Annotated in this window: 25 protein-coding genes and 1 pseudogene; 11 read left to right on the forward strand and 15 right to left on the reverse strand. The window is 58.2% G+C overall.

The genetic code is table 11. The features are described 5' to 3' along the window. Positions 1-36: 36 nt before the first annotated feature. Positions 37-756 carry an Eco47II family restriction endonuclease gene (locus ACOWVD_RS09880; protein WP_421105613.1) on the reverse strand — a complete coding sequence of 240 codons (720 nt, stop codon included), beginning with the start codon at positions 754-756 and terminating at the stop codon, positions 37-39. A 290-nt stretch (positions 757-1,046) separates the two neighbouring features. Between ACOWVD_RS09880 and ACOWVD_RS09885 the strand changes: the two are divergent. After that, a pseudogene (locus tag ACOWVD_RS09885) lies at positions 1,047-2,009 on the forward strand (transposase); the annotation flags it as partial. A 187-nt stretch (positions 2,010-2,196) separates the two neighbouring features. On the opposite strand, the gene ACOWVD_RS09890 reads toward ACOWVD_RS09885, so the two are convergent. Further along, positions 2,197-2,958: an HNH endonuclease gene (locus tag ACOWVD_RS09890; protein WP_197843020.1), complete on the reverse strand. Its 762-nt coding sequence runs from the start codon at positions 2,956-2,958 to the stop codon at positions 2,197-2,199. Positions 2,959-3,126: 168 nt separating this feature from the next. Beyond that, positions 3,127-3,435, reverse strand: coding sequence for a hypothetical protein (locus ACOWVD_RS09895; RefSeq protein WP_197843019.1), 309 nt, complete (start codon positions 3,433-3,435; stop codon positions 3,127-3,129). A 406-nt stretch (positions 3,436-3,841) separates the two neighbouring features. On the opposite strand from ACOWVD_RS09895, the gene ACOWVD_RS09900 reads away from it, so the two are divergent. From ACOWVD_RS09900 to ACOWVD_RS09915, 4 genes are all read left to right on the forward strand, one after another. Continuing rightward, a complete protein-coding gene (locus tag ACOWVD_RS09900; protein ID WP_421105614.1) occupies positions 3,842-4,255 on the forward strand; it encodes a putative T6SS immunity periplasmic lipoprotein in 414 nt (137 codons plus the stop codon). A gap of 149 nt (positions 4,256-4,404) precedes the next feature. Next, positions 4,405-5,232, forward strand: coding sequence for an RNase A-like domain-containing protein (locus tag ACOWVD_RS09905; RefSeq protein WP_350984701.1), 828 nt, complete (start codon positions 4,405-4,407; stop codon positions 5,230-5,232). 4 nt (positions 5,233-5,236) lie between these two features. Continuing rightward, positions 5,237-5,536, forward strand: coding sequence for a contact-dependent growth inhibition system immunity protein (locus ACOWVD_RS09910; protein ID WP_346419429.1), 300 nt, complete (start codon positions 5,237-5,239; stop codon positions 5,534-5,536). A 40-nt stretch (positions 5,537-5,576) separates the two neighbouring features. Beyond that, positions 5,577-5,963, forward strand: a complete 387-nt coding sequence (locus ACOWVD_RS09915; RefSeq protein WP_421105632.1) for a putative T6SS immunity periplasmic lipoprotein — start codon at positions 5,577-5,579, stop codon at positions 5,961-5,963. Between the two features lie 15 nt (positions 5,964-5,978). Here the strand turns inward: ACOWVD_RS09915 and ACOWVD_RS09920 are convergent, their stop codons facing one another. Beyond that, on the reverse strand, positions 5,979-7,409 hold the full coding sequence (locus ACOWVD_RS09920; protein WP_421105615.1) for a 6-phospho-beta-glucosidase: 1,431 nt from the start codon (positions 7,407-7,409) through the stop codon (positions 5,979-5,981). A gap of 16 nt (positions 7,410-7,425) precedes the next feature. Beyond that, positions 7,426-8,868 (reverse strand): PTS cellobiose/arbutin/salicin transporter subunit IIBC, encoded by a 1,443-nt coding sequence (gene ascF / locus ACOWVD_RS09925; protein ID WP_421105616.1) that lies wholly within the window; start codon positions 8,866-8,868, stop codon positions 7,426-7,428. Between the two features lie 284 nt (positions 8,869-9,152). On the opposite strand from ascF, the gene ACOWVD_RS09930 reads away from it, so the two are divergent. Further along, complete coding sequence (locus ACOWVD_RS09930) at positions 9,153-10,175, forward strand: LacI family DNA-binding transcriptional regulator (protein WP_421105617.1); 1,023 nt, start codon at positions 9,153-9,155, stop codon at positions 10,173-10,175. A 23-nt stretch (positions 10,176-10,198) separates the two neighbouring features. Here ACOWVD_RS09930 and ACOWVD_RS09935 read toward each other — a convergent pair whose 3' ends face one another. From ACOWVD_RS09935 to ACOWVD_RS09950, 4 genes are all read right to left on the reverse strand, one after another. Further along, entirely contained in the window at positions 10,199-10,621 is a 423-nt protein-coding gene (locus ACOWVD_RS09935; protein WP_197763705.1) for a hypothetical protein, read from the reverse strand. 51 nt (positions 10,622-10,672) lie between these two features. Continuing rightward, complete coding sequence (gene yjiA, locus ACOWVD_RS09940) at positions 10,673-11,641, reverse strand: GTPase (RefSeq protein WP_197843015.1); 969 nt, start codon at positions 11,639-11,641, stop codon at positions 10,673-10,675. 21 nt (positions 11,642-11,662) lie between these two features. Beyond that, a complete protein-coding gene (locus ACOWVD_RS09945; protein ID WP_004953088.1) occupies positions 11,663-11,866 on the reverse strand; it encodes a YbdD/YjiX family protein in 204 nt (67 codons plus the stop codon). Positions 11,867-12,084: 218 nt separating this feature from the next. Continuing rightward, positions 12,085-14,265 (reverse strand): carbon starvation CstA family protein, encoded by a 2,181-nt coding sequence (locus ACOWVD_RS09950; RefSeq protein WP_197763707.1) that lies wholly within the window; start codon positions 14,263-14,265, stop codon positions 12,085-12,087. 436 nt (positions 14,266-14,701) lie between these two features. Here ACOWVD_RS09950 and sfnG point away from each other — a divergent pair, with 436 nt between their 5' ends. Further along, complete coding sequence (gene sfnG / locus ACOWVD_RS09955) at positions 14,702-15,796, forward strand: dimethylsulfone monooxygenase SfnG (RefSeq protein WP_421105618.1); 1,095 nt, start codon at positions 14,702-14,704, stop codon at positions 15,794-15,796. 2 nt (positions 15,797-15,798) lie between these two features. Here sfnG and ACOWVD_RS09960 read toward each other — a convergent pair whose 3' ends face one another. Genes ACOWVD_RS09960 through ACOWVD_RS09970 form a run of 3 tightly spaced genes read right to left on the reverse strand, consistent with a single transcriptional unit; the run spans position 15,799 to position 18,315 of the window. Then, positions 15,799-16,488 (reverse strand): trehalose-6-phosphate synthase, encoded by a 690-nt coding sequence (locus tag ACOWVD_RS09960; protein WP_016929237.1) that lies wholly within the window; start codon positions 16,486-16,488, stop codon positions 15,799-15,801. 13 nt (positions 16,489-16,501) lie between these two features. Further along, entirely contained in the window at positions 16,502-16,912 is a 411-nt protein-coding gene (locus ACOWVD_RS09965; protein ID WP_049239727.1) for a GNAT family N-acetyltransferase, read from the reverse strand. A 32-nt stretch (positions 16,913-16,944) separates the two neighbouring features. Beyond that, positions 16,945-18,315 (reverse strand): glutamine synthetase family protein, encoded by a 1,371-nt coding sequence (locus ACOWVD_RS09970; RefSeq protein WP_033641727.1) that lies wholly within the window; start codon positions 18,313-18,315, stop codon positions 16,945-16,947. A 236-nt stretch (positions 18,316-18,551) separates the two neighbouring features. On the opposite strand from ACOWVD_RS09970, the gene ACOWVD_RS09975 reads away from it, so the two are divergent. Continuing rightward, positions 18,552-18,851 (forward strand): hypothetical protein, encoded by a 300-nt coding sequence (locus ACOWVD_RS09975; protein ID WP_049239729.1) that lies wholly within the window; start codon positions 18,552-18,554, stop codon positions 18,849-18,851. Between the two features lie 424 nt (positions 18,852-19,275). Here the strand turns inward: ACOWVD_RS09975 and ACOWVD_RS09980 are convergent, their stop codons facing one another. The 3 genes from ACOWVD_RS09980 to ACOWVD_RS09990 all read right to left on the reverse strand — a co-directional run bounded on the left by ACOWVD_RS09980 (position 19,276) and on the right by ACOWVD_RS09990 (position 21,683). Beyond that, positions 19,276-19,674: a hypothetical protein gene (locus ACOWVD_RS09980; protein ID WP_420286370.1), complete on the reverse strand. Its 399-nt coding sequence runs from the start codon at positions 19,672-19,674 to the stop codon at positions 19,276-19,278. Continuing rightward, a complete protein-coding gene (locus tag ACOWVD_RS09985) occupies positions 19,671-20,675 on the reverse strand; it encodes a hypothetical protein (RefSeq protein WP_421105619.1) in 1,005 nt (334 codons plus the stop codon). Before ACOWVD_RS09985 ends, ACOWVD_RS09980 begins: the two co-directional genes overlap by 4 nt. A 108-nt stretch (positions 20,676-20,783) precedes the next feature. After that, on the reverse strand, positions 20,784-21,683 hold the full coding sequence (locus ACOWVD_RS09990; protein ID WP_421105620.1) for a LysR family transcriptional regulator: 900 nt from the start codon (positions 21,681-21,683) through the stop codon (positions 20,784-20,786). A gap of 168 nt (positions 21,684-21,851) precedes the next feature. Between ACOWVD_RS09990 and ACOWVD_RS09995 the strand changes: the two genes are divergently transcribed. The 3 genes from ACOWVD_RS09995 to ACOWVD_RS10005 are packed head-to-tail and all read left to right on the forward strand — an operon-like array spanning position 21,852 to position 24,414. After that, positions 21,852-22,550 (forward strand): CoA transferase subunit A, encoded by a 699-nt coding sequence (locus ACOWVD_RS09995; protein ID WP_004933280.1) that lies wholly within the window; start codon positions 21,852-21,854, stop codon positions 22,548-22,550. A gap of 11 nt (positions 22,551-22,561) precedes the next feature. Next, positions 22,562-23,215: a CoA transferase subunit B gene (locus ACOWVD_RS10000; RefSeq protein ID WP_049239732.1), complete on the forward strand. Its 654-nt coding sequence runs from the start codon at positions 22,562-22,564 to the stop codon at positions 23,213-23,215. 14 nt (positions 23,216-23,229) lie between these two features. Further along, positions 23,230-24,414, forward strand: coding sequence for an acetyl-CoA C-acetyltransferase (locus ACOWVD_RS10005; RefSeq protein WP_164095941.1), 1,185 nt, complete (start codon positions 23,230-23,232; stop codon positions 24,412-24,414). Positions 24,415-24,417: the final 3 nt, after the last annotated feature.

Consider the following 24,417-nt stretch of genomic DNA (forward strand, 5'->3'; position numbering starts at 1 on the left):
GTTTACATAGACTTTGTCAAACATTGATCATGGTTATTAACCATAAGCGAGACTAAAATACTGAATAAAGCTATCTTTATCAGGGATGGAGAAGCCTTCCTGCTCAAGACGCTCATTCAAAACATACTCAATTGCGTGCGGGAGAGCTGTATACAGTTCTTTAAGCGCATCAGGTCTACCAGTAACTAGCCCATAGAAACTTGCCCCATCAATAATTCGGATATTAGGGTTTGAAGGGCACAATGTACCACTGCCTTTATTGGATGGAGTGAAAGGCATGTCGGATCTGACCGGTTTACGAGGAATTATATTTACAAAGTAAGCGCAATAATCCTTAAACCGGCTATGTTTTGGTGATACCAGCTCATCTAGCCCTTTGTACTTATCAGCTAAGTCACCACCAGTAACTGTTGAATATTTATTCTTCACTTCAGCGATGATTTTTCTCTCTTCATGGAGAAGGTCAACGATTCCACCAATCCCCATGTCCCGCCATCCATCCACATGGCCGAGGATTTTTTGGTGAAAGGTACCCACATGGTTCTGAATTGTCTTCTGTTGTTGCCGTGCAAGTTCGGAATTTCGCCACTCTTCATGGGATGAGAATCCCGGAGCTTCAAAAAGAGCCCCAAACGGGTCTATCACATTATTATTAAAAGTTTTCTCAGCGGTTTCTTTTTTCTTTTTTGCTTTTGTTAACAAATTTTCAACTTCGCTGAATAAGTTTTCATTGCTGATGTATTCTAGTAATGCCATCTCTTCCCTCTATCACTCTTATAATTCAATAAGTTATTGGCGTAATAATCTTTGGAACCAATTGGCGTTGTGACTAACTACACAGCAGCTCTCAAAACGATATCGGAACAATTCTTCTCATCATAGCGGTTGTATGGATAGATGAGAACGACCATTAAGCACGAAATTATAGGGAGCGCGGATGTTTACTATATTGCGCCCTGAATGGCTTGTTCTGACCTGCTTAGTAATGCCTTCATAAACCACATGGGGCATCCCCGTGAGGAAGCGTTTTTTCCGATGAACAGCTCATCAGTAGTCCCGCGCAGCGGAAGCAGGAGCCTCTACCCGTGAGCTTTAACATAAGCACGCCATTTCCGATGTCACGCTTTACACCTGGCGCAAGAAGTATGACGGTATAAAGGTTCCCGAGGTTAAGAGCCTGAAGTCGCTTGAGGAAGAGAACACCAGGCTCAAGAAGCTGCTTGCCAAAGCCATGCTGGATAAGGAGGTACTTCAGGTGGCTCTGGGGCGAAAGTTTTGGCAACAGATAACAACAGATAAGAAGTGGGAAGTCGTAGAAGTCATGTGTGAGGTAAAGGGGCTGCCGTAATGTCGTGTCTGTAGTCTGGCTGGTTTGTTGCTGTCAACTCGTCACTATGAGACTCAGTGTTCTGCTACGGTATTTGCTATCTGCATGCATCACTGAACTGGTACTTGAACGCCGACGTTTTGATTATCGGTGCATCTGGTAATTGCCGCTTCACTTCAGTCACAAACAGATATACCGCTAATGGCTTGGTGGTAAAACACAGGCGACGTCTTAAAGGGCTGGTAAATGAGTGGCTGCCGCTTCTGCACTCGGAAGCTCCGAACGTTGACTCGTTGATGAAATTTGTCATGGGTGTACTCGCCAGCGGCCACCGGATTAGGAGCCTAATATGTCTCGATAATTTCCTGAAGGAGTTCCTGACGATCACCACTGCTTTTGGGATTTCAGGTGCGTTAATGTTACAAATTCTGGATAGCATTGTGCTGCTTCGTAGTTATCCGGGGCGATGATAATAAACGTTCAGAACTCGAAAATTACCGCTCTCGCTCTGGATAAATGAGTCTTAGAGCATGGGATGAAGCTGCGTTTAATTCGGCCGATTAAATTCACTTAAAATGGATTTTTCGAGCATTTTAATGTTCTGTTTTTCGATGAATGCTTGAATGAGAACTGGTTCATAGATATTATCGAAATCAGGTGGGCTATTAATGGTTGGAGGCAGGTTTGTAGAATTTTTTGTTAGTGCTGATTTATATAATGCCATCAGGATTGGCAGCGATGAGGTCAATTAAAAAACAAGTAATGTGATATTAATAGTTGATTTTTGGATGCAGTTATGGAAACGGCGGGGTTATCTGTTTGACAGGGTTGGTTTGGCAATATTATATTTTCATTGGTAATGATTTGATTTAACTTTTAATAAATATTTTTTCTCTATGATAAAAAATATGTTTTTTATCTGGAGAGTGACTTATAGGTGTTCGAATTATTTTTCCTTCATATTTCTCGAAATTTTCCACAACGATGCTACTTTTCAACTGTTTGATTTTATTTGATAAGACCAGCCTCAGTTTGTCATCGAAAGTGATTAACCCACGGTCAAAAGCCTTATCATGTAGGCTGGACAGGCACAATCCGTTACTCGGGTTAAGGCGCTGTTCGATCGAATGACTCCAGGGGAGGATATGGCTAGCTACGAGCAATGCAGGTTCTTCTAATCCGGTGATACAGCAGCGATATTCGTACGCTTCCAATACATTCTTGCGGAACAGGTTTTGGTCTACACGTGTTTTGACTGTAGAGATCTTATCTCTGCCACTGAAATCTTTTGGCTCTTCATCAAACTCAGGCGCGGCTGGTTTCTCCAAGTGTTCCATTGCTGTTTGGCATTGCTGATTGAATAAATCCATATCCTGACTCATTTCTTTCCACAGCTCGCGATCGGCATTGGAGGCTCCTTTCAAACCACTTCGGCCAGATTCGATAATGTATGGATCCAAGCTAGCGAGGTTAACCAGCTTCATGGCTAGTGCTGATGGCGTGCGTCCAATCAATTTTGCATAGTGGATTATTTCGGGATTTCTCGAATGAAGTTTGCCAAACGGTATTTGGCTATACAGAGTGAAAGCGATCAGTAATTCTTCTCTAGTCCAAAGTTTTGCAGCAGCCATATATCAATACCCAGCAGTTAACTCATCGATTTACCGAATGTGTTAACTATGCCAGGTAGGGGAGGAAATGCCTACCTTGATGAATGCTTTTGTTGTGATATGTCAGTCAGATCTATTGGAAATCGTGGGTGGGGAGGGCGATTAGCATCGCCCTGATTGTCGCTTACGTTAGCTGCAGGCTTCCATCTCCCGCAACGCCCGCCCATAAAGGTTACACAACGCAGGAACTAGATGCGCCGTGGCGTTGAGGTAGCGATTCAGCTGCTCCCAGCCTTCGGTATCCAACTGTGGGTGCTTTTGCAGTAAATGGCCGAATAGCATCAGGCCGTGGCACAGACCTTCCGCCTGTTCGGCAGAGAGTGCGGCGAGGTCTAAGAGCTCTGAGGGATTGAAAGCGCTGAGATCGAGGTGGTTAAACAGTTGGCGATAGAGGGTAAGGGTGCTTGCAACGGATTCTGTAGTGGGAACCTTTATCATGGGTGCATCTCCGTATGTCATTAGTTAATGACTATCACCAGAGACGCTAAACTCGGGTGGTAGCCCAGACGGGGTTAGCGTCACCGGGACATACGAACCGGCGCTTCTTGCGAAGCCCCCGCCTGAGCCACCATTATTTGGAATGAACTAAAGCTGCTGCATTATTACATAATACAGCGGTAGTATGTCAGATTCGGAACGCTAACTCCGGCTGCGGATTTTGCCGCAGCGGAAAAACTATAGCGTTATCAGTAAAAGGAAAAAATAAGCTGTATGGAATTACAGTTTATTTACTTTTAGGATTGGAATGTACCTCGCAATTCGGCATATCATCTTCGCGTTGAACTATCAGTCATCCATTCATGGATAATATTTCCTCATTAAGATTTATAAATAATGGAATATGATGAAAGCTAATTTCTTGCTGGCCATTGCAGGATCGATATTGTTAAGTGCCTGTACTGGCGATCGTCTCGATCAGCGCTATGCGCCGGACATCCCTGTCACCGTCCATGCTAAAGCGAATGGTGACATCTGTATCTATCCGTCACCAAAGGAAAACGAAAGGCTAGATACGCTCTATATCAGTGGTGATACGGATGAGAAATTGATTGAGGTGGCGAATCGGGATCTGAAAAAGGGCATTTGCGTTACCCAAGAAGATTACCCGTTTCAGGAAAATTATATCTACAGCATGAGGCTAAATTTCGTACCGATTGAGAAGCGCAGAAATCTGCAGGATGTCTCCGGCAGGGCCTTTATCGCCCACTTCAAAGTGAAAAGATTCAATAATCACTTTGCTATCGAAAACATCCAATAACGAGGCACTTTATTGAAATAACAGTGCTTCAGCACTGTCCGAATCTTGCAGATAAGGTGCAGGTCAATTTGGCGTTAACCGTTCCAGTATTTATCCTTTCTAGAGCTTATGTTAATCATACGGCTTTGCTCATTCACGGATGAACGAACATGGCGAATGAAGATGAGTTGCGTATTGCCTTGTCGCCAGTGCAGCTTGCGGCGGTGCTGTCTGATGAAAGCGTCACTGAAGGTGAAACGCTCAGTAACCGTCTGCTTGGTGGTTTGGGGCTTGCCGGCGGTGTCGTTGAGCTGATGGGGGCTGGGGTGTTGTGCTATGCGCCGGATCCGACGTTTATCACCAAGGTCGGGTGCGTGGTGGTGGGAACGCATAGCCTGGACAGCATCAAGGCCGCTTCCAATCAGATGATTACCGGGCATCCAACAACTACCGATACTTATCAGTCTGCCGTTTTATTGGCGCAAACATTGGGTGCCGATCGGGAAACGGCCTATAACGTTGGTTTAACGGTCGATATTGCCGTGCCTTTAGTCTTTGCCGGAGCGGTTGGCGCCGCCAGAGTCGCATCCGTGCGTATGGGGCGGGTAAAGCTGGTTGAGCATGAGTCCGTTAGCGGTAAATATCCGGGCGGGCACACATTGGCTCGGCATATAAACATAACTCCGGAAGCGCTTATTGCCAGGCTAGCCAGGCGCCCGAAACTGATCGCAGCAAGCACCTTCAGATCGGTAAAAGAGGCCGAAAAATATGTTTCTGTCACGGTAAAGGCGAATCGCGCAGATATTGTGAATTGGATGAAGTACGCGTCTCCCGGCAGCCGTTTGAGCGTGTATCACAATTTCACAGAATCAGTGGGTTATGGGGTATTACGCGGCAGTACTGACGTCTATCAATGTCACCGGGTTGGCGTTGTGATTGAATTTACCCGCTATAATGACAAACCTTACTTTATCCTTAGCGCTTTCCCTGCGAGATAAGCCGATGAAAACCAGCGAACTTGATAACCTGATCGTCGTTTATTTTGGTCAAGATTATGACTTGATAAATGCAGAGGGCGATATTACTGCGCTGATCGCAGAGTACATTCGTCTGGCGACTCATCAGCAGCGCGAGGCTTTGGTCAATGAGATCGATGAGTTACTGGCGCAGGATAATGTGGAGTCATTATTTAGCCAACGTTTCGGCTTTACCTTTAGTCCCGAACTATGGGGCACGACAGTTATCGCATTTTTGCAGCAGGTGCATAAAGCCCTTGCGAAGTCATTAATGCATACCAAATGAAATCCCAGCGTTTGAGGCTCTTCATTATCGCATTCCCTTCCTGCTCGCCGGCTGTCCGTCGGTAGGCGATCGTATCCCCGTAGACTACCCCGCTACCGCCAGCCTGCGTGAGGGCAAAGTATGCCTCACCGTTCAGCCGCAGGGAGACGAAAAGCTCGCGGGTATCTCGATTTACCGATTGGATGAGGCGCAGAACCGCACGTTCAAATTCTTCGAGCCGCTACGGGATATCGCCTCCAACCAGTGTGTCCCTGATGAGGGCTACGTATTTACGTCGGGGCAGCAGTACCATTTCTCCGTGAAGCTGGTCTCCATCAAGAAACAGCAGGCGGGCGAGTTTCCCTCTGCGCGTGAATTCGTCGCCGAATTCGTTGTGCTGCAGGAAGGCAATCAACTTAGGTTGGAAGCCCTCCGCATCCCACGCTAACCCCACCGCCCCAACCTACCCCAAATCCCCCCCATTGCTGGCGATCACTTTCTTATACCACCAGAACGATTTCTTGCGGGTGCGGGCGAGGGTGCCGTTGCCCTGGTCGTCGCGGTCGACGTAGACAAAGCCGTAGCGCTTGCTCATTTCGCCGGTCGAGGCGGCCACCAGGTCGATGCAGCCCCAGGTGGTGTAACCCAGCACCGGCACGCCGTCGGCGATGGCGTCGGCCATGGCGCGGATGTGTTCGCGCAGGTAGCTGATGCGGTAGTCGTCCTCAATCTCGCCTGCTGCATTGAACTCGTCGTGCGCGCCCAGGCCGTTTTCCACCAGGAACAGCGGCTTTTGGTAGCGGTCGTACATCATGTTCATGGTGATGCGCAGCCCCAGCGGGTCGATGCCCCAGCCCCAGTCGCTGCGCGGCAGGTGCGGGTTCGCCAGCGATTTCACCACGTTGGCGGCGCTGCTGTTGTTGTCGTTCATGTCGGCGGAGGCGCAGCGCGAGGCGTAGTAGCTGAAGGAGACGAAGTCGACGGTGTGCTTCAGGATGTCGGCGTCTTCTGGTTCCATGACGATGCTGACGCCTTTCTCACGGAAGACGCGGGCGGCGTAGGAGGGGTAAACGCCGCGCGCCTGCACGTCGATAAAGAACAGGTTCTCGCGGTCTTTCTCCAGCGCGGCCCACACGTCTTCCGGCTTGCTGGACCACGGGTAGAAGTTGCCGCCGGCCAGCATGCAGCCCACCTGGTTGGCGGGGTTCACTTCGTGAGCGATGCGCGTCGCCAGCGCGCTGGCCACCAGTTCGTGGTGCGCGGCCTGGTATTTCACCTGTTCGGGGTTTTCGTCCGCTTCAAACACCAGCCCGGCGCCGGAGAACGGGCTGTGCAGCAGGATGTTGATCTCGTTGAAGGTTAGCCAGTATTTCACCAGCCCGTCGAAGGCCTCGAAGCAGGTGCGGGCGTAGCGGGTGAAAAATTCCACCATCTTGCGGCTGCGCCAGGAACCGTATTCGGTCACCAGGTGCATCGGCACGTCGAAATGGCACAGGGTCACCAGCGGCTCGATGCCGTATTGGCGGCACTCTTCGAACAGGCTGCGGTAGAAGGCGATGCCTTCGGGGTTGGGCGTCAGCTCGTCGCCGTTGGGGTAAATCCGGCTCCAGGCGATGGAGGTGCGGAACACGGTAAAGCCCATCTCCGCCATCAGCGCGATGTCGTCGCGGTAGCGGTGGTAGAAATCGATGGCGTCGTGGCTGGGATAAAACTCGTCGTCGCGCAGGCTAAAGCGCTTCTCCAGCCCGAGTTTGACCGCCATGCGGTTGGTGCCGTGCGGGAGCATATCGACGGTGGTCAGCCCTTTGCCGCCCTCGCGATAGCCGCCTTCCGCCTGGTTGGCGGCCAAAGCGCCGCCCCATAAAAATCCTTTAGGGAATGTTGAATCGGACATGCAATCCTCTGGTGTCTCATTGCGTTGCGCTGGCGGCGTTCGCCGCCGGTGCGGTTTGGCCGGGCGCGGCGGCGTTTTCCGGCAGATCCTCGAAGCCCAGCATCAGCGTGAGCGCGAACGACAGCACCACCGAGAGCGCCATCACCGCTACCACCCACACGATGCTCATCGGGTTGGCCGGATCGAAGAACTGCACGCTGGTGAACAGCCCGGGCGAGGCCATCGAATGGCTGGCCAGCCCGCCGATGCCGGCGACCGCGCCGCAGACGAAGCCGCTGATCAGGCTGGCGATCAGCGGCCGTTTCAGGCGCACCGCCACGCCGTACAGCGCCGGTTCGGAAATCCCCGCCACGATGGCGGAAGCGGCGGCGGCCAGCGCGGTCTGGCGCAGCTCGCGGTTCTTGGTTTTCAGCGCCACCGCCAGCGAAGCGCCGCCGAGCGACAGGTTGGCGCCGATCTCCGAAGGCATCACCATGCCCTCTTTGCCGGTCTCGGCGATGGTCTGGATGATGGTCGGGGTAAATACCCGGTGCATGCCGGTGATCACCAGCAGCGGCCAAATCGCCCCCATAATGGCCACGGAAAGCCAGCCCAGGTAGCCGTGCACGGTGTACACCAGCGCAGAGATGCCGCTGCCGATCCAGATGCCGAGCGGCCCGATAAGCAGAATGGCGATCGGCGCGGCGATCAGCACGATCAGCATCGGCTTGAGGAAGTTCTTGGTCACCGCCGGGGTGATGCGATCCACCCCGCGTTCGATGTGCGACAGGATCCAGGTCATCACCAGCGCCGGGATCACCGTGTAGGTGTATTTCACCGCCGTCACCGGGATGAAGGCGAATTCCACCGCCTGGCCCTGCGCCGCCTTGGCCATCAGATCGATAAAGTTGGGATGCACCAGCACCCCGGCGATGGCGATCGCCAATGACATGTTGGTTTTGAACTTCAGCGCCGCCGAGGCGGCGACCATCACCGGCAGGAAGAAGAACGCGCCGTCGCCGATCACGTTGAGGATGACGAGGGTCGAGGAGCCTTTCTCGAATACCCCGGCCATATCCAGGATCATCGCCAGCAGCTTCACCATCGAGCCGCCGATGATGGCGGGGATCAGAGGCGACATGGTGCCCACCAGCGCGTCGAGAATGCCGGCACCGATGCCCTTCAGGGTGAGCTTGCGTTTTACCGGGGCGGCAGGGGCCGCCGCGCCCGGCATGCCGAGCGCCAGCACCGCCTGATAGGCCTTGGCCACCTCGTTGCCGATGATCACCTGGCACTGCTCGCCGCTGTGCACCACGCCCAGCACGCCGTCGATGGCCTTCAGCGCCGGTGTGTCGATCCGCGTTTTGTCTTTCACCACGAATCTCAGGCGGGTCATGCAGTGGGTCACGGCCTCGATATTGCCCGCGCCGCCCAGGGCGGCCACGATGGCGTGCGAGATCTCTGCGTAGTTCTTCGGCATGGCGTGTCGTCTCTCAGATAGCAATTCGGATAGCCTAAAGGCGAATATTTACTGCCTGGGCGATCCGTCGTTCCATCCGTATGAAACGCCCATAAGAAACCGGTTTCACAAAATCATGTATTTATGTTTTGTGGTTGGCAAGAACTACGATTTTTGGCGTTGCGTTTTCGTGATCTGGATCGTTAGGGGTAAGCGCATACCGATGTGCAGGGGCGTGAAAACGTTCCAAACGCCGGGCGTCTTGGGTAGACTGCGCTGAACCCATGGATTTTGGCGGCGCACAGATGGCAACGATACTCGAGGTGGCGAAAAAGGCCGGCGTTTCAAAGGCGACGGTGTCGCGCGTTTTGTCCGGCAGCGGCTATGTCAGCGAGGAGAAACGCGCGTTGGTGGAAAAAGCCATCGCGGAAACCGGCTATCGGCCCAACCTGCTGGCGCGCAGCCTGGCGACCAACACCACCCAAACCCTCGGCCTGGTGGTCACCAACACCCTCTACAGCGGCAACTATTTCAGCGAACTGATGGCGCAGTCGGCGCGCATCATGGAGGCGAACGGCCGCCAACTGATCCTGGCGGACGGCAAGCACACCGCCGAAGAGGAGCGGGCCGCCATTCAGTTTTTGCTGGATCTGCGCTGCGACGGGGTGATCATCTACCCGCGTTTTCTGTCGATCGCGGAAATGGACGAGATCGTCTCCCAACACCGCCAGCCGATTCTGGTGATCAACCGGCGGCTGCGGCGGAACGACAGCTACTGCATCTTCAGCGATCAGCACGCCGCCGGCGCGGCGGCGGTGGCGCACCTGATCGCGCGCGGGCATCGCGACATCGCCTTTATCACCGGCTCGCTCGATTCCCCCACCGGGCTGGAGCGGCTTTCCGGCTATAAATCCGCGCTGGCGCAGCAGGGCATTGCGGTTAACGAGGCGCTGATCGTCGAAGGGAAATGGCACGCGCAAAGCGGCGTGGCGGCGGTCGATGCGCTGCTGGCCGGCGGGCAACCGTTCAGCGCCATCGTCGCCGGCAACGACGAAATGGCCATCGGCGCGATGAAGCGGCTGGCGGAGCGTGGCGTGGCGGTGCCGGAGGCGGTATCGGTCATCGGCTTCGACGACATCCCGCTGGCGCCCTATACCGTGCCGTCGCTGTCGAGCATGAAGATGCCGGTCACCGAGATGATCCAGGAGACCATCAACCGCCTGCTGTCGATGCTGGACGGCGGCGAGCTGAGTAAGCGCCCCAGCTTCCCGGCCAGCCTGATCGAGCGCGAGTCGGTGGCGGCGGGGCCGTATTGGGGAAAGGAATAATCGCTACCCGTCTTTTTCAGGTGCTACAACGCTTGAACCCGCCTCTTCGACAAAGCAAAAATCCCCAGCGCGCTGCCCAATGCCAGGGCGCTGGCAAGTGCCGTGGATAGCGCGAACTCGCGTGTGTAGGGCAGCAGCAGGCCAACCGCAGAGATGCTGCCCAACAGCAGGCTAAAGAACAGCGCTTTTTTACGATAGGGTGCCTTTAGGTTGAGATAGGCGGCGACGGCGCAGACGATAAGTGTGCCACCGACGACGATCAACAGCGGCAGGATGATGAGCGCCCCGGCGAGGAGATTGGACAGCCCAACGTCCTCCACGCCGGCGTAAGAGACAATAAGAAACATGATGCCGATGGCTAACACCGTGCTCAGTTTGATGACGATATAGGCGCTCGCGCACAGGTTAAGCGCCTTTAATCCTACTATCATCACGTTGTTTGCCATCGTTCATCCTTGAGTTTGCTGGATATGGGGCGTGTTGGCCTGGGGAATGGTTTATCTTACCCCACCCCCCCCAATCCTGCCCCGAATCTCCTCCTCCGGCAGATCCACACCAATAAATACCAAGGTGCTCTTGCGCTCTTCCTCCGGCAGCCATTCCCGATCCCAGTCGGCGTTATACAGCCGCTGTACGCCCTGGAACAGCAGGCGGCGCGGCTCGTCTTCGATGGACAGAATGCCTTTGTAGCGCAGCAGGTTGTCGGCGTATTCCAGCAGCAGGCCTTCCATCACCTCGGAGATTTGCATCAGCGGCAGCGGGCGTTCCAGCGTCACGACAATTGAGCGGATGTCGCTCTGCGGCTGCGGGATGCGGTGGAACAGCGGGGTGGCAGGCGTCAGGTTGAGTTTGTCGTTCAGCGTAAAGCCTTCGATGTCGAACAGCACACTCAGATCGATATCGCCGTGCGTCACCTGGTAGAGCGGCGCGCGGGCGTTCATCCGCTGCAGCCGTTGGATCAGCGCCTCGCAGTCCGGCGCCACGTCGGTTTTGGTCAACAGGATGCGGTCGGCGTAGCCCACCTGCGCCTGGGCGATGCTGAACTGGCTCAGTTGCTGCTCGGCGTGCGCCGCGTCCACCAGGGTGATGATGCCGTCCAGCAGGAAGCGCTCGCACAGGATCTCGTGCGAGAAAAAGGTCTGAGTAATCGGGCCGGGATCGGCCATGCCGGTGCATTCGATGATCAGCCGATCGAACGTCAGCTGGCCGCTGTCGACGCCGTCCAGCAGATCCAGCAGCGCGTCCGCCAGTTCGTTGGACTTGCTGCAGCAGATGCAGCCGTTGCTCAGGGTGGTGATGCGGCTGGCGCGATCGCCGATCAGCGCATCGTCGATCGGCACTTCGCCGAACTCGTTCTCGATGACCGCAATTTTATAGCCGTGTTCGGCGTTCAGGATGTGGCGCAGCAGGGTGGTTTTGCCGGCGCCCAAAAAGCCGGTCAGGATGGTGACTGCAATGGGTTTCATACGGATCCTTGTGACTGCGGGTTAACAGCAGCGCATGCCGCCTTTGCCGTCGCCGCCGTAGCGCGCTTGCTGGCGCTCGCGGAAAAATTCTTTATAGGTCATCACCGGCTTGTCCGGGTGGTTGTCTTTCATGTGCTGGACGTAGGTATCGTAGTCAGGCACGCCCACCAACATGCGCGCCGCCTGCCCGAGGTACTTCCCCGCCTGGCCGAGGTTTCCGAACATAAGCCTTCTCCAACTTTACCCTGCATCACTACAGCGCTTGCTTTAGCCTGATATTAGGGGAAGCCGGGGGATGGGGTTCCCGCAGGGATGCCCCACCTCCGGGTCGCCCCGGGTATCTCGATTGCATCGCGCCGCACGGCTGGCATCTTGCGATACGCAGGCCGTGCGGCTTTGGGTACTACTTAACGTTTATTATGCAGGGTATCCGTTAAATCACATCAATGCTGGGTCGAAACTTTGACCTCCCCCTCAGTTACGCCGTCGGCGGGCGCGGCCTGCGGCACCGGCACGTAAGGCGTTTCCTGGTCGGTGCGTTTCGGATTCTTGTGCGCCGCCATCGCGGTTTTCACGCCGTAGAAGATGATGCTGTACACCACCAGCAGGAACAGAATGCTCAGCCCGGCGTTGGTGTAGTTGTTCACCACGATGTGGTTCATGTTGGCGATCTGCTGGGCGCTCAGCTCGGCGCCGCCCTCGGCGATCTTGCGTTTGTATTCGCCGGCCAGGAAGAAGAAGCCTTCCAGCTGTGGGTTGTCGCTGAACAGCTTCAGGCCCAGCGCGTAGGTGGTGCAGATCAGCAGCCACACCGCCGGCAGCACGGTCACCCAGATGTATTGGGTGCGCTTCATTTTAATCAGCACCACGGTGCCCAGCACCAGCGCCACGGCGGCCAGCATCTGGTTGGAGATGCCGAACAGCGGCCACAGGCTCTTCACGCCGCCGAGCGGATCCACCACGCCCTGATACAGCAGGTAGCCCCACAGCCCGACGCAGCCGGCGGTGCCGATGATGCCAGCCACCAGCGAGTCGGTTTTCTTCAGGAACGGCACGAAGTTGCCCAGCAGATCCTGCAGCATAAAGCGGCCGGAGCGGGTGCCGGCGTCCAGCGCGGTCAGGATGAACAGCGCCTCGAACAGAATGCCGAAGTGATACCAGAAGCCCATGTTGGCGCCCGGAATGATCTGGTGGAACACGTGGGCGATGCCCACCGCCAGCGTTGGCGCGCCGCCGGCGCGGTTCAGCACCGAAGGTTCGCCGATGTCGGTGGCGGTCTGCAGGATCTGTTCCGGGCTGATGACGAAGCCCCAGGAGCTGACCGCCGCCGCCGCGTGCACGGTCACGTCCTTCAGCGAAGCCATGATCATTGGCGCGTCTTCGGTGCCCAGGCGGTGCAGATCCGGCATGGTGATGCCCAGCGCCGCCGGCGGGGTGTTCATGGCGAAGTACAGGCCCGGCTCGATGATGGAAGCCGCCACCAGCGCCATGATGGCGACGAAGGACTCCATCAGCATCGCGCCGTAGCCGATAAAGCGCGCGTCGGTCTCATTGGCCAGCAGCTTCGGCGTGGTGCCGGAGGCGATCAGCGCATGGAAGCCGGAGACCGCGCCGCAGGCGATGGTGATGAACAGGAATGGGAACAGGGTGCCTTTCCACACCGGGCCGGTGCCGTCGACGAACTGGGTCACCGCCGGCATTTTCAGCTCAGGGTTGAGGATCACGATGCCGATCGCCAGCCCGACGATCACGCCGATTTTCAGGAAGGTGGCCAGGTAGTCGCGCGGCGCCAGGATCAGCCACACCGGCAGCAGGGCGGAGACAAAGGCGTAGCCGATCAGCGTGAAGGTGATGGTGGTGTCTTTAAAGGTCAGCGCCGGGCCCCAGTACGGGTCGTGCGCCACCACGCCGCCGAACCAGATGGCGGCCACCAGCAGCACGATGCCGATGACTGACACTTCACCCACGCGGCCGGGGCGCAGGTAGCGCATGTAGATGCCCATAAACAGCGCGATCGGCACGGTGGAGCAGACGGTGAACACCCCCCACGGGCTTTCCGCCAACGCTTTCACCACGATCAGCGCCAGCACCGCCAGGATGATGATCATGATCAGGAAGCAGCCGAACAGCGCGATGGTGCCCGGTATCGGCCCCATCTCTTTTTTGATGATCTCACCGAGCGAGGCGCCGTTGCGGCGCGAGGAGATGAACAGCACCATAAAGTCCTGCACCGCCCCCGCCAGCACCACGCCGCCCAGCAGCCACAGCGTGCCGGGCAGGTAGCCGACCTGCGCGGCCAGCACCGGCCCCACCAGCGGCCCGGCGCCGGCGATGGCGGCGAAGTGGTGGCCGAACAGCACGTTCTTGTTGGTTGGCACGTAGTTGAGGCCGTCGTTGTTGACCACCGCCGGGGTGGCGCGGCCGGCGTCCAGCTTCATCACCCTGGTGGCGATGTACAGGCTGTAGTAGCGGTAGGCCACCAGATACACCGCCACCGAAGCGACGACGATCCACAGCGCGCTGATGTGTTCGCCGCGGCGCAGCGCCACCACGCCGAGGCAGGCTGCGCCGAGTATCCCCAGCAGCATCCACGGAATGTGCTTTAAAATCCCCTCTCGTTTCATGAGGTATCCTTAATTCCAGTCTGCAAAATATGAATGAACTCATCCGCTTGTAAGAGATGTCAGAGTGGCGCGGCGAGCCGTAGCGTCTTTCCCGAGGTAAGGCGGGTTTAGGAACAGCTCATCATCGCCGGGGGTAAGGGGGGAAGACAGGCGTATTTCGCTCAGCGGTCAGATCCGCCGGGTGAACGGTTGGATTGGCGGGGTGAGCGGTTTGCTGCATAACCAACAGCCGCCCGCCAGCCGCTGTTGCCAATGCAGCACCCGCTTTAACCCGCCGGCTTTAAACCCTAGGTTTATCAGCCAGATGCCTTAACACGGCGGTTGGCACGCATTCTGCTATCGGATTTATAACCAAAACAAGGTTTTCAATATTTTTAAATCAATAATGGTTATATGCGTGCCGCATCACGGCGCCAACGAGCAGAGGGAGAGAAGCATGTCAGCAGCAAACCACTCGCAGCAGCCTATTCAGTTCGCCTACTGGGTGCCGAACGTCTCCGGCGGTCTGGTGATCAGCAATATCCCGCAGCGCACCGGTTGGGACATCGGCTACAACCGCAAGCTGGCGCAGATTGCCGAGCGCGCCGGTTTCGACTACGCGCTCACCCAGATCCGTTTCACCGCCGGTTACGGCGCTGACAACCAGCACGAGTCGGTGTCGTTTTCGCAGGCGCTGCTGGATTCCACCGAGAAGCTGAAGGTGATCGCCGCGCTGCTGCCGGGGCCGTGGAACCCCACGCTGGCGGCCAAGCAGATCGCCACCATCAGCCACCTTTCGGAGGCGCGCATCGCGGTCAATATCGTCAGCGGCTGGTTCCGCGGCGAGTTCAAGGCCATCGGTGAGCCGTGGCTGGATCATGAGGAGCGCTACCTGCGCTCGGAAGAGTTTATCCGCTGTTTGCGCGGCATCTGGGCCGAGCCCAGCTTCAGCTTCGCCGGCGATTTTTATCGCTATCGCGACTACTCGCTGAAGCCCAAGCCGCTGGATCCGCTGCCGGAGATCTTCCAGGGCGGCAGCTCGCGGGCGGCGCGCGACATGGCGGCGCGAGTCTCGGACTGGTACTTCACCAACGGCAACAGCGTGGAGGGCATTCGCCAGCAGGTGGACGATTTGCAGACCAAGGCCAGGGCCAACCAGCACCGGGTCAAGGTGGGGGTGAACGGCTTCGTCATTGCCCGCGATACCGAGCAGGAAGCGCAGGCGGTGCTGCAGGAGATTATCGATCACGCCAACCTGGAGGCGGTGCAAGGATTCGGCCATGAGGTGAAGAACGCCGGGGCGGCTTCGCCGGAGGGCGAGGGCAACTGGGCCAAATCCTCGTTTGAGGATCTGGTGCAGTACAACGACGGCTTTAAAACCAACCTGATCGGCACGCCGCAGCAGATCGCCGAGCGCATCATCGCGCTGAAAGACGCCGGGGTGGATCTGATGCTGTTGGCGTTCCTGCACTTCCAGGAAGAGGTGGCGTTCTTCGGCCGCGAGGTGATCCCGCTGGTGCGCGAACTGGAGCGCCAGCGGGCGGCGGCCTGAGTTCAGTAAACCTGCCTGGCGTTGATGCCGGCGGGGAAAATGCCGGTGGCGAAAATATGCCCGTTGGCCTGGATCTGGTCGTCGGGCAGCATCTCCAGCGGGAACTCGCCTGACAGGCAGCTGAGAAAGGCGTTGCGATCGTCCGTGGTGGTAAAGCCGATCAGATCGTAGAACAGCAGCGAAGCGATCAGCTGGCGATGTTCCGGGATGCGCCGCAGCAGCGCCGCCGACGGGAACGGCAGGTGGAAGAAGAACGCGCAGGCATTCAGCAGCCCCTGCTCCTTCAACGCCTGGGCGCAGGGCAGCAGCTGGTAGTCGTCGATACAGACGATGTCGCCCGGGCACAGGTGCTCGCAGGCGATATCGGCGAAACGGCAGTTCAGCTGCCGGTAAGCGCGGTAGTTTTCCGGCGTGAAGTGCGCCTTCTCCGGCTGGTTGTGGAACACCGGCCACAGGCCGTCGTGGTAGTAGCCCTGATAGTGGCGGCGAAACTCCTCGATCGACAGCGGGAAGGTCACCTGATCGTAACCGGCGCGTTGGCGGCAACTGATCGGGCGCTGCGCGAAATTCTGCACGTCGCCGTTCCAGCCGAGCCACAACCCCGGTTCGGCGTCGGCCGCCAACGTCCGGCCGGCGCAGGCCAGATCCTTGCCGTCGCACTGTTTGTTGGAAATCAGCACCAAACGAGACATCGGATTCTCCTTATCAGTGCAGGGCGCGCGGGGCGTGCGCCGCGCAGTCGGCGCGCCAGGGCGCTTGCAGCACGGGCAGTGTGACGCGCAGGCCGCGCAATGCCGGATGCGCCAGGCAGCAGCGCGTCAGCCAGCTTCCCAGCCCGACGCCGCGGTATTCGGCGCTGACGAACAGTTCGCTCACCGAGGCGAAGGTGGCGTAATCGGTCACCATACGGGCGAAGCCGAGCTGGTGGCGTTTGCGGTACAGGCCAAAGCACAGGCCGTGGCGCGCCAGGCGCTCCGCCGCCGTCCGATCCGGCAGGCTGAGGAAACGCTGGATCGCCTCGATATCCAATAACTGCCGATCGGTGCTGATATGAAAAACGCCTTTGCGCCAGCAGAGCAGCGGCTGTACGGGGGCCAATTGCGGTTGCATGTTCATGATTATCCTTAGGTTAACGAATCAGTGGATGGTTACAGCATCCAGCCGAGTTCGGCGGCGGTGACCTGTTCCTCGAAGCGGCGCAGTTCGGCGCTTTTGCAGGTGTGCCACAGGGTGCAGAACGCCGGGCCGAGCAGTTCGCGCAGCGGATCGCTGTGGCGGAACAGCGCCAGCGCCTCCTGCTGGCCGAGCGGCAAGGGGGCGGCGTTGTCGCTTTCGCAGCCGTTGGCGGCGGGCGGCAGCGGCAGCGGGTGTTCCAGCCCGTGCAGCAGGCCGCCGAGCATCACCGCCAGCGCCAGATAGGGGTTGGCGTCGGCGCCGGCCAGGCGGTACTCGATGCGCTGGTTGGCGCTGTCGGCGCAGGGCAGGCGCAGCGCCACCGTGCGATTGTTGTGGCCCCAGGAGGCGCGCAGCGGCACGTGCATGCCGGGGCGGAAGCGGCGAAACGCGTTGATGTTGGGCGCCAGGATCGCCATCGACGCCGGCATCAGCGCCAGCATGCCCGCCATCGCCTGTTGCATGTTGTCGCTCAGTTCGCCCGGCGCGCCGGTCAGCAGGTTCTCGCCGTGCTCGTTCTGCAGGCTGATGTGAAAATGCAGCCCGCTGCCGGCGGCGTGGGCGCAGGGTTTGGCCATAAAGCAGGCGTGCTGGTGATGCTGCTCGGCAATCTGCCGCGTCAGGCGTTTCAGCGCCATGATCTGGTCGCAGGCTTCCAGCACGCGCCGGCTGTGATGCAGGTTCAGCTCGTACTGGCCGGAAGCGGCTTCGGCCACCACGCCGGTCAGCGGCAGGCTTTGCAGCCGCGCGTGCCGTTCGATGTCGCTCAGCAGCGCATGGTGGCGCTCGGGCGCATCCACCGCGAAGCTCTGCGTCGGGCAGGCTTCCGCCTCGGCGGGGCGCTGCGGATCCTGCAGGTAGAACTCCAGTTCGGCCGCCACCACCGGGAAGCAGTTGCGCTCGTGCAGGCGCTTCAGCACCCGTTGCAGCACCACACGCGGCTCCAGCTCGCAGGCGTCGCCGTCGGCGTTTTGCATCGTCAGCAGCAGCTGGGCATGGCGCTCGGGATCGCGCGCGCAGGGGCGCAGCGTACCGGGCACCGGCAGGCACAGCCGGTCCGGCTCGCCCGCCCGTTGCCCCAGCCCGCTTTCTTCAATCACTCGGCCGTGCAGATCCAGGGCGTAGATCGACAGCGGGAAGTAGCAGCCTTTTTCCAGGCCAAAGGCTTCGGCGATCGGTAGCCGCTTGCCGCGCAGCTGGCCGTTCAGATCGTGCAGATAAATATCCAGCTGTTCGGTATCCGGATAGCGCTGCAGGTAGTGTTCCAGCTCTTTGCGGAAGGTGCGCGTCGGCGATGCGGGCAGCTCCGCCAGCAGAGGATTGAACCCGATAATATTAGAATGCATGGCGCGCTCCAGAACGAAGACCGGTCACGGCCAGAGGCAGGGATAAACGCATGAGACAACTCTCTTGTGAGGCCATAGCGGCGATGTGAAAAGGGTATCTGTGGCGGCAAAAACTGTCTGTAAAAACGCCGTAACGTTAACGGGGCGCGGAATAAAAATGCCGTAAAGAGCGCGGCGGGTTGGCCGCGCCGGCACGGTCTATACTGGCGAGATGGGTCGTGGAAGGAGTGATAACGATGAAGAGAATAGGGCTGCTTATCGCCGCGCTGGCCACGTTCAACGCCACCGCGTCTTCCCCACAGGCGTGGGCCGAGAGCGAACGGGCGATGCGCGCCGCCTGCCTTAAGGCCAGCGGGCTAAAAAACGCCAGGGTGGAAGGGGAGATTATTCACTACGGTGACGACGTCGGCTATTCGGCGCTGTTTATCGGCGGGCGCTACCCGCAGCCGTTTATGAAAAACCAGCCGGGCAGGGAGCTGTGCTTATATCAGCGCGCCACGCAGAAGGCGGCGGTGCAGGCGGTGGAGAAGGATTAGACCGACTTCAGGAGATAGTTCAGGAGACACATGATGATTAAGAGTGCTCCTTGTAACATTAATAGTCTGAAATCATTACGGATCCAATTTTTTAACCTTGGTGATGAAGCTGCTCGAACGAAATCGTAGGTTTTGGGGCTTAGCCAAACGTTGCGAGTCAGTTTTAATTTCCGGTTGTTCAAAATCCAACGAAACCACTGGGCTTTTAGTGAAACACCGATGAAGTTAAGGTTGTCCGCTATCACGACAAAAAGTGGAACAGGGTGTTTACTCACCACATAGTGTTGATAAAAGAGATCAAACTCTTTTTTATGAAGTCGATAGTAAATAAATTGGATAATAGCGATAAGAAGGAAAAGAAAGAATAGTAATACCACTAAGAGTTTTATCTCTTTTATGTAAGGCTCAATATAATTGATCATTTTTATACGTTGATTTTGATGAGATAAATAAAAATACAGCCCACGGTGGTAATCATGGCCTCTACGAGCAAAAGTATAAAATCCATCGCCAGCCACTTTTGTAGCTCAGGAGAGGCGGTTTTTTGCACGAAATCGTAGGTTTTCGCATCGAGCCAAACCTGATCCCTTATTTTTATTTTTTTCCTTTTCAGGATCCAAAGAAACCACTGTGCTTTCAATGAGGTTCCAAGCATGCCGAGGCTATCGGCAAAGGCGACGTAGGGCGGAATAAAATGTCCGCTGCCGGCGTAACGCTTATAGAAAGCATCAAACTCTTTTTTATGGCGACGGTAACCAATGAACTGGATGAAGGCGCTTAAAACCAGCAATATCAAACACGATATGACGATAAATTTCATCATTCACCTACCACTAACGTCGTCAAATAATCGGAACCCATGCCACCCAGTGTGGATCCTGCGGCGCCTCCTATAGCGGCTCCAGCGATACCACAAACGATCACACCTGTTCCTGCTGTTGCTGCACCCAACACAATTGAACAAGCTGCAATCGCAAGACCTGCACCTGCATTCCCTGCCCAAATCCCTGCCGCAGTACTCGCCGCAAAATGACTGTATCCCTTCACCGCGATCTTGGCGCACTCCTGTTCGCGGCCGGTGGTGCAGGCGTTGTAGACGTCGTTGGTGGTATTCAGCCCACTCAATCCGATGCCGATCCAGCCGCCGGCTTTCATAAACTTGGCCGCACGGCTGGCGCTGTCGACGTAGTTCGAATAACCCTTGATGGCACCGACGCCGGCGGTGCTCCACTCATGCACCAGCGATTTACTGGAGAGCCCCAGCGCGTGTTTGATTTGCGCATACTCTTTCATATTGAGTTGAGCACGAGTAAGGCGATTCAGTAACGGTTTTAATGTACCGAACAGCCGCGCTCGTTCCACCTGAAACTGGGTGCCAATCAATGCGCCACTCGTGCGGAACTGATTTTGGTAGGTTTTTTCAATCTCGACCAGGATATTTTTGATCTGGCTGAAGTAGCGTTCTCCGGCATCCGAAGCCAGCCCGACGACCGTTTCCCCATAGCTGGTGAAGGCGGCGATAGCGGCGTAATTGCGGTGCAAGAAGGTGGAGAAATCGCTGTCACCGGCTTTCACCGCTTTGCTGGTGCGGCTCTTGGCCTGCATCAGGGCGGCGATCTGCGTAGATTGATTATGATTGCGCGGATCGGCGACGATCAGCATTTGCCCCGGTTGAACCAGCGGCGTATCGGCATTGAGCTGCATAAAAAAACGTGCCGCTTCCGATGGCCTGCCACCGAACAGGTAGTTGGCGTGGAAGGCGAGCGAGCCGGTTTGTTGGGCGATGCAATAGCCCGGTGCGATGCTGCTGGACTTCTGTTCCATGTCGAAAAGCCTCCTTATTTTTAGGAAACTTAACATTTTCTACAGGGTGGTAACAGGTTCTGGCTCACGCTCTCGATCGGAGAATCATCTGAAAATACCGGTGCGACCTTACCCGCCACTTCCCGCCATCTCCCGTTCGATCACCGTCGCCAGCGCCTGCGCGGCGGAAGAGAGTTGGTGCTGCGCCAGGCGGATCAGGCCCACGCGCCGTTCGATGCTCGGGCCGATCAGCGGCACGCAGACCGCTCCCAGCTCATCCATCTGTTGCTCGCACAGCGCCGGTACCGCGCTGGCGCCGAGGCCGTTGGCCACCATGCGCCCGACCGTTACCAACTGGTGGCTTTCAAACGCCACCTCCAGCGTGCGGCCGCTGCGGGCCAGCTCCTGCTCCAGCAGCAGCCGCACCGCCGATGGCCGCTGCAGGGTGATGAAATCCAGCGTCAGCAGCTCCTTCCAGCTCACCTGCGCCCTGCGCGCCAGCGCCGAATCCTTCGGCACCACCGCCATAAAGCGATCGCGGCACAGCGGGGTGAAGTGCAGGGTGTCGCTCGGCTCCGGCTCGAAGGCGATGCCCATCTCCACCCGGCCTTCGCGGATCATTTCAAACACCTGCTCGTTGATGACGTCGTGCACCGCCACGTTGATGCCGGCGTAACGATCGCGAAACGCCTTGAGGATCGGCGGCAGCGGGTTGCCGGCGAACGACGGCATGGCGGCGATCGCCACCTTGCCCATCTGCAGGGTGAAGCGCTGGCGCATCGCCTCTTCCGCGTTGTCCCAATCCGCCAGCAGCTGGCGCGCCATCGGGAAGAAGGTTTCCCCCTCCGGCGTCAGCGTCACCCGGCGGGTGGTGCGCAGCAGCAGCGGCCCGCCCAGCGCGTCTTCCAGCCCACGAATCGCCAGGCTGAGCGCCGGCTGAGAAATATTCAGCCGCTCGCTGGCTTGGGCGAAGTTCAGAGTGTGAGCTACCGCTAAAAACGCGCGTAACTGTTTGATGCTCATTTTCATTTTGGCTGGCGTTAACTCTTTGTTAATTGTCGGTTAACGGTTGATTAATAAAAATTCTAAATGAATGCGGCATAAAAACAAAATTAACAAATCATTTTTGTGACCTGAAGATGCCCTCACGCAAGCCAGGGCATTTCGCCCTGCGCCGCAACATGCAGGGGCAACGATATGGCAGGGCTCGACAAACGCGTCGGCAGCTACCAGGAAGCGCTGGCAGGCCTGACGGACAACATGACGGTGCTGGCGGGCGGCTTCGGCCTGTGCGGCATCCCGGAAAACCTGATCGAAGAGATCCGCCGGCGCGGCGTGCGCGGGTTGACGGTGGTCTCCAACAACTGCGGCGTCGACGGGTTCGGCCTCGGGCGGCTGCTGGAAACCCATCAGATCCGCAAGGTGGTGGGATCGTACGTCGGCGAAAACGCGCTGTTCGAGCAGCAGGCGCTCAGCGGCGAGCTGGAAGTGGATCTCACGCCGCAGGGCACGCTGGCGGAGAAGATCCGCGCCGGCGGCGCCGGCATCCCGGCGTTCTTCACCGCCACCGGTTACGGCACGCCGATCGCCGAAGGCAAAGAGGTGCGCGAGTTCAACGGCCGCCCCTACATCATGGAAACCGCCATCACCGGCGATTTCGCCATCGTTAAAGGCTGGAAGGCCGATCACTTCGGCAACGTCATCTACCGCCACACTGCGCAGAACTTCAATCCGCTGATGGCGACCGCCGGGCGTATCACGGTGGTGGAAGTGGAAGAGATCGTGGCGCCGGGCGAACTGGATCCGGCGGCGATCCACACCCCCGGCATCTACGTCGATCGGCTGATCCAGGGCACCTTCGAGAAGCGTATCGAACAACGCACCCTGCGGGCATAAGGAGAATTCGCATGCTTACCCGTGAACAAATGGCGCAGCGCGTGGCGCAAGAGCTGAGAGACGGTTACTACGTCAACCTGGGCATCGGCATCCCGACGCTGGTGGCCAACTACGTGCCGGCGGGCATGGACGTGATGCTGCAGTCGGAAAACGGCCTGCTGGGGATGGGCGAGTTCCCGACCGAGCAACAGCTGGACGCCGACATGATCAACGCCGGCAAGCAGACGGTCACCGCGCGCCTCGGCGCGTCTATTTTCGATTCGGCGCAGTCGTTCGCCATGATCCGCGGCGGCCATGTCGATCTGACCGTGCTGGGGGCGTTTGAAGTGGACGTCGAGGGCAACATCGCCTCGTGGATGATCCCCGGCAAGATGGTCAAGGGCATGGGCGGCGCGATGGATCTGGTGGCGGGGGCGGAGAACATCATCGTGGTGATGACCCACGCCGCGAAGGGCGGCGAGTCCAAGCTGCTGCCGCGCTGCACGCTGCCGCTGACCGGCGCCCGCTGCATCCGCAAGGTATTGACCGATCTGGCCTACCTGGAAATTGAAGACGGCGCCTTCGTGCTGCGCGAACGCGCGCCGGGCGTCAGCGTGGCGGAGATTGTCGCCAAAACCGCCGGCCGGCTGATCGTGCCGGATCAAGTGCCGGAAATGCGTTTCTGAGACGGGAGGTGAATGTGCAACAACGTGAAGTGGTGATCGTGGCGGCGACGCGCACGCCGGTCGGCAGTTTTCACGGCGCGCTGGCGCCGCTGACGGCGGTGGAACTGGGCACGGCGGCGGTGCAGGGGCTGCTGGCGCAAAGCGGCGTGGCGCCGCAGCAGATCGATGAAGTGATCCTCGGCCAGGTGCTGACCGCCGGCTGCGGGCAGAATCCGGCGCGCCAGACCGCGCTCAACGCCGGGCTGCCCGTTACAACGCCGGCGCTGACCATCAACAAGGTGTGCGGCTCCGGTTTGAAGGCGGTGCATCTGGCGGTGCAGGCGATCCGCAGCGGTGACGCCGACGCGGTGATCGCCGGCGGCCAGGAAAGCATGAGCCAGTCGCCTTACCTGATGGCCGGCGCGCGCGCCGGCCTGCGCCTCGGTCACGCGCAGATGGTGGACAGCGTGATCCACGATGGCCTGTGGGACGCGTTCAACGACTATCACATGGGCATCACCGCCGAGAACCTGGCGGAGAAATACGCCATCAGCAGAGAAGAACAAGACAGGTTCGCGCTGCGCTCGCAGCAGAAGGCGCAGGCGGCGCAGCAGGCCGGGCGTTTCGCGCAGGAGATCACGCCGGTGACGGTGCCGCAGCCCAAGGGCGAAGCGCTACGGGTAGAGCGCGACGAACAGCCGCGCGACACCAGCCTGGAGGCGCTGGCGCGGCTGCGCCCGGCGTTTCGCAAAGAGGGCACGGTGACCGCCGGCAACGCCTCGTCACTCAACGACGGCGCCGCCGTGGTGCTGCTGATGAGCGCGGAAAAAGCCGCCGCGCTGCGTTTGCCGGTGCTGGCGCGCATCGCCGGTTACGCCTCGTCGGGCGTCGAACCGGCGATCATGGGCATCGGCCCGGCGCCGGCCGCGCGCCGCTGCCTGGAAAAAGCCGGTTGGCGGTTGGAGGAGGTCGATCTGATCGAAGCCAACGAAGCCTTCGCCGCGCAGGCGCTGGCGGTGGGTAAAGAACTGGGCTGGGAGGCGGAACGGGTCAACGTCAACGGCGGAGCGATCGCGCTGGGGCATCCGATCGGCGCGTCCGGCTGTCGCATTTTGGTGTCGCTGCTGTTCGAAATGCAGCGCCGCGGGGTGAACAAGGGGCTGGCGATGCTGTGCATCGGCGGCGGGCAGGGGGTGGCGCTGGCGGTAGAGCGCCCGTAAACA

Source organism: Serratia sp. SA088, from assembly GCF_049065515.1.
Taxonomy (GTDB): domain Bacteria; phylum Pseudomonadota; class Gammaproteobacteria; order Enterobacterales; family Enterobacteriaceae; genus Serratia; species Serratia nematodiphila.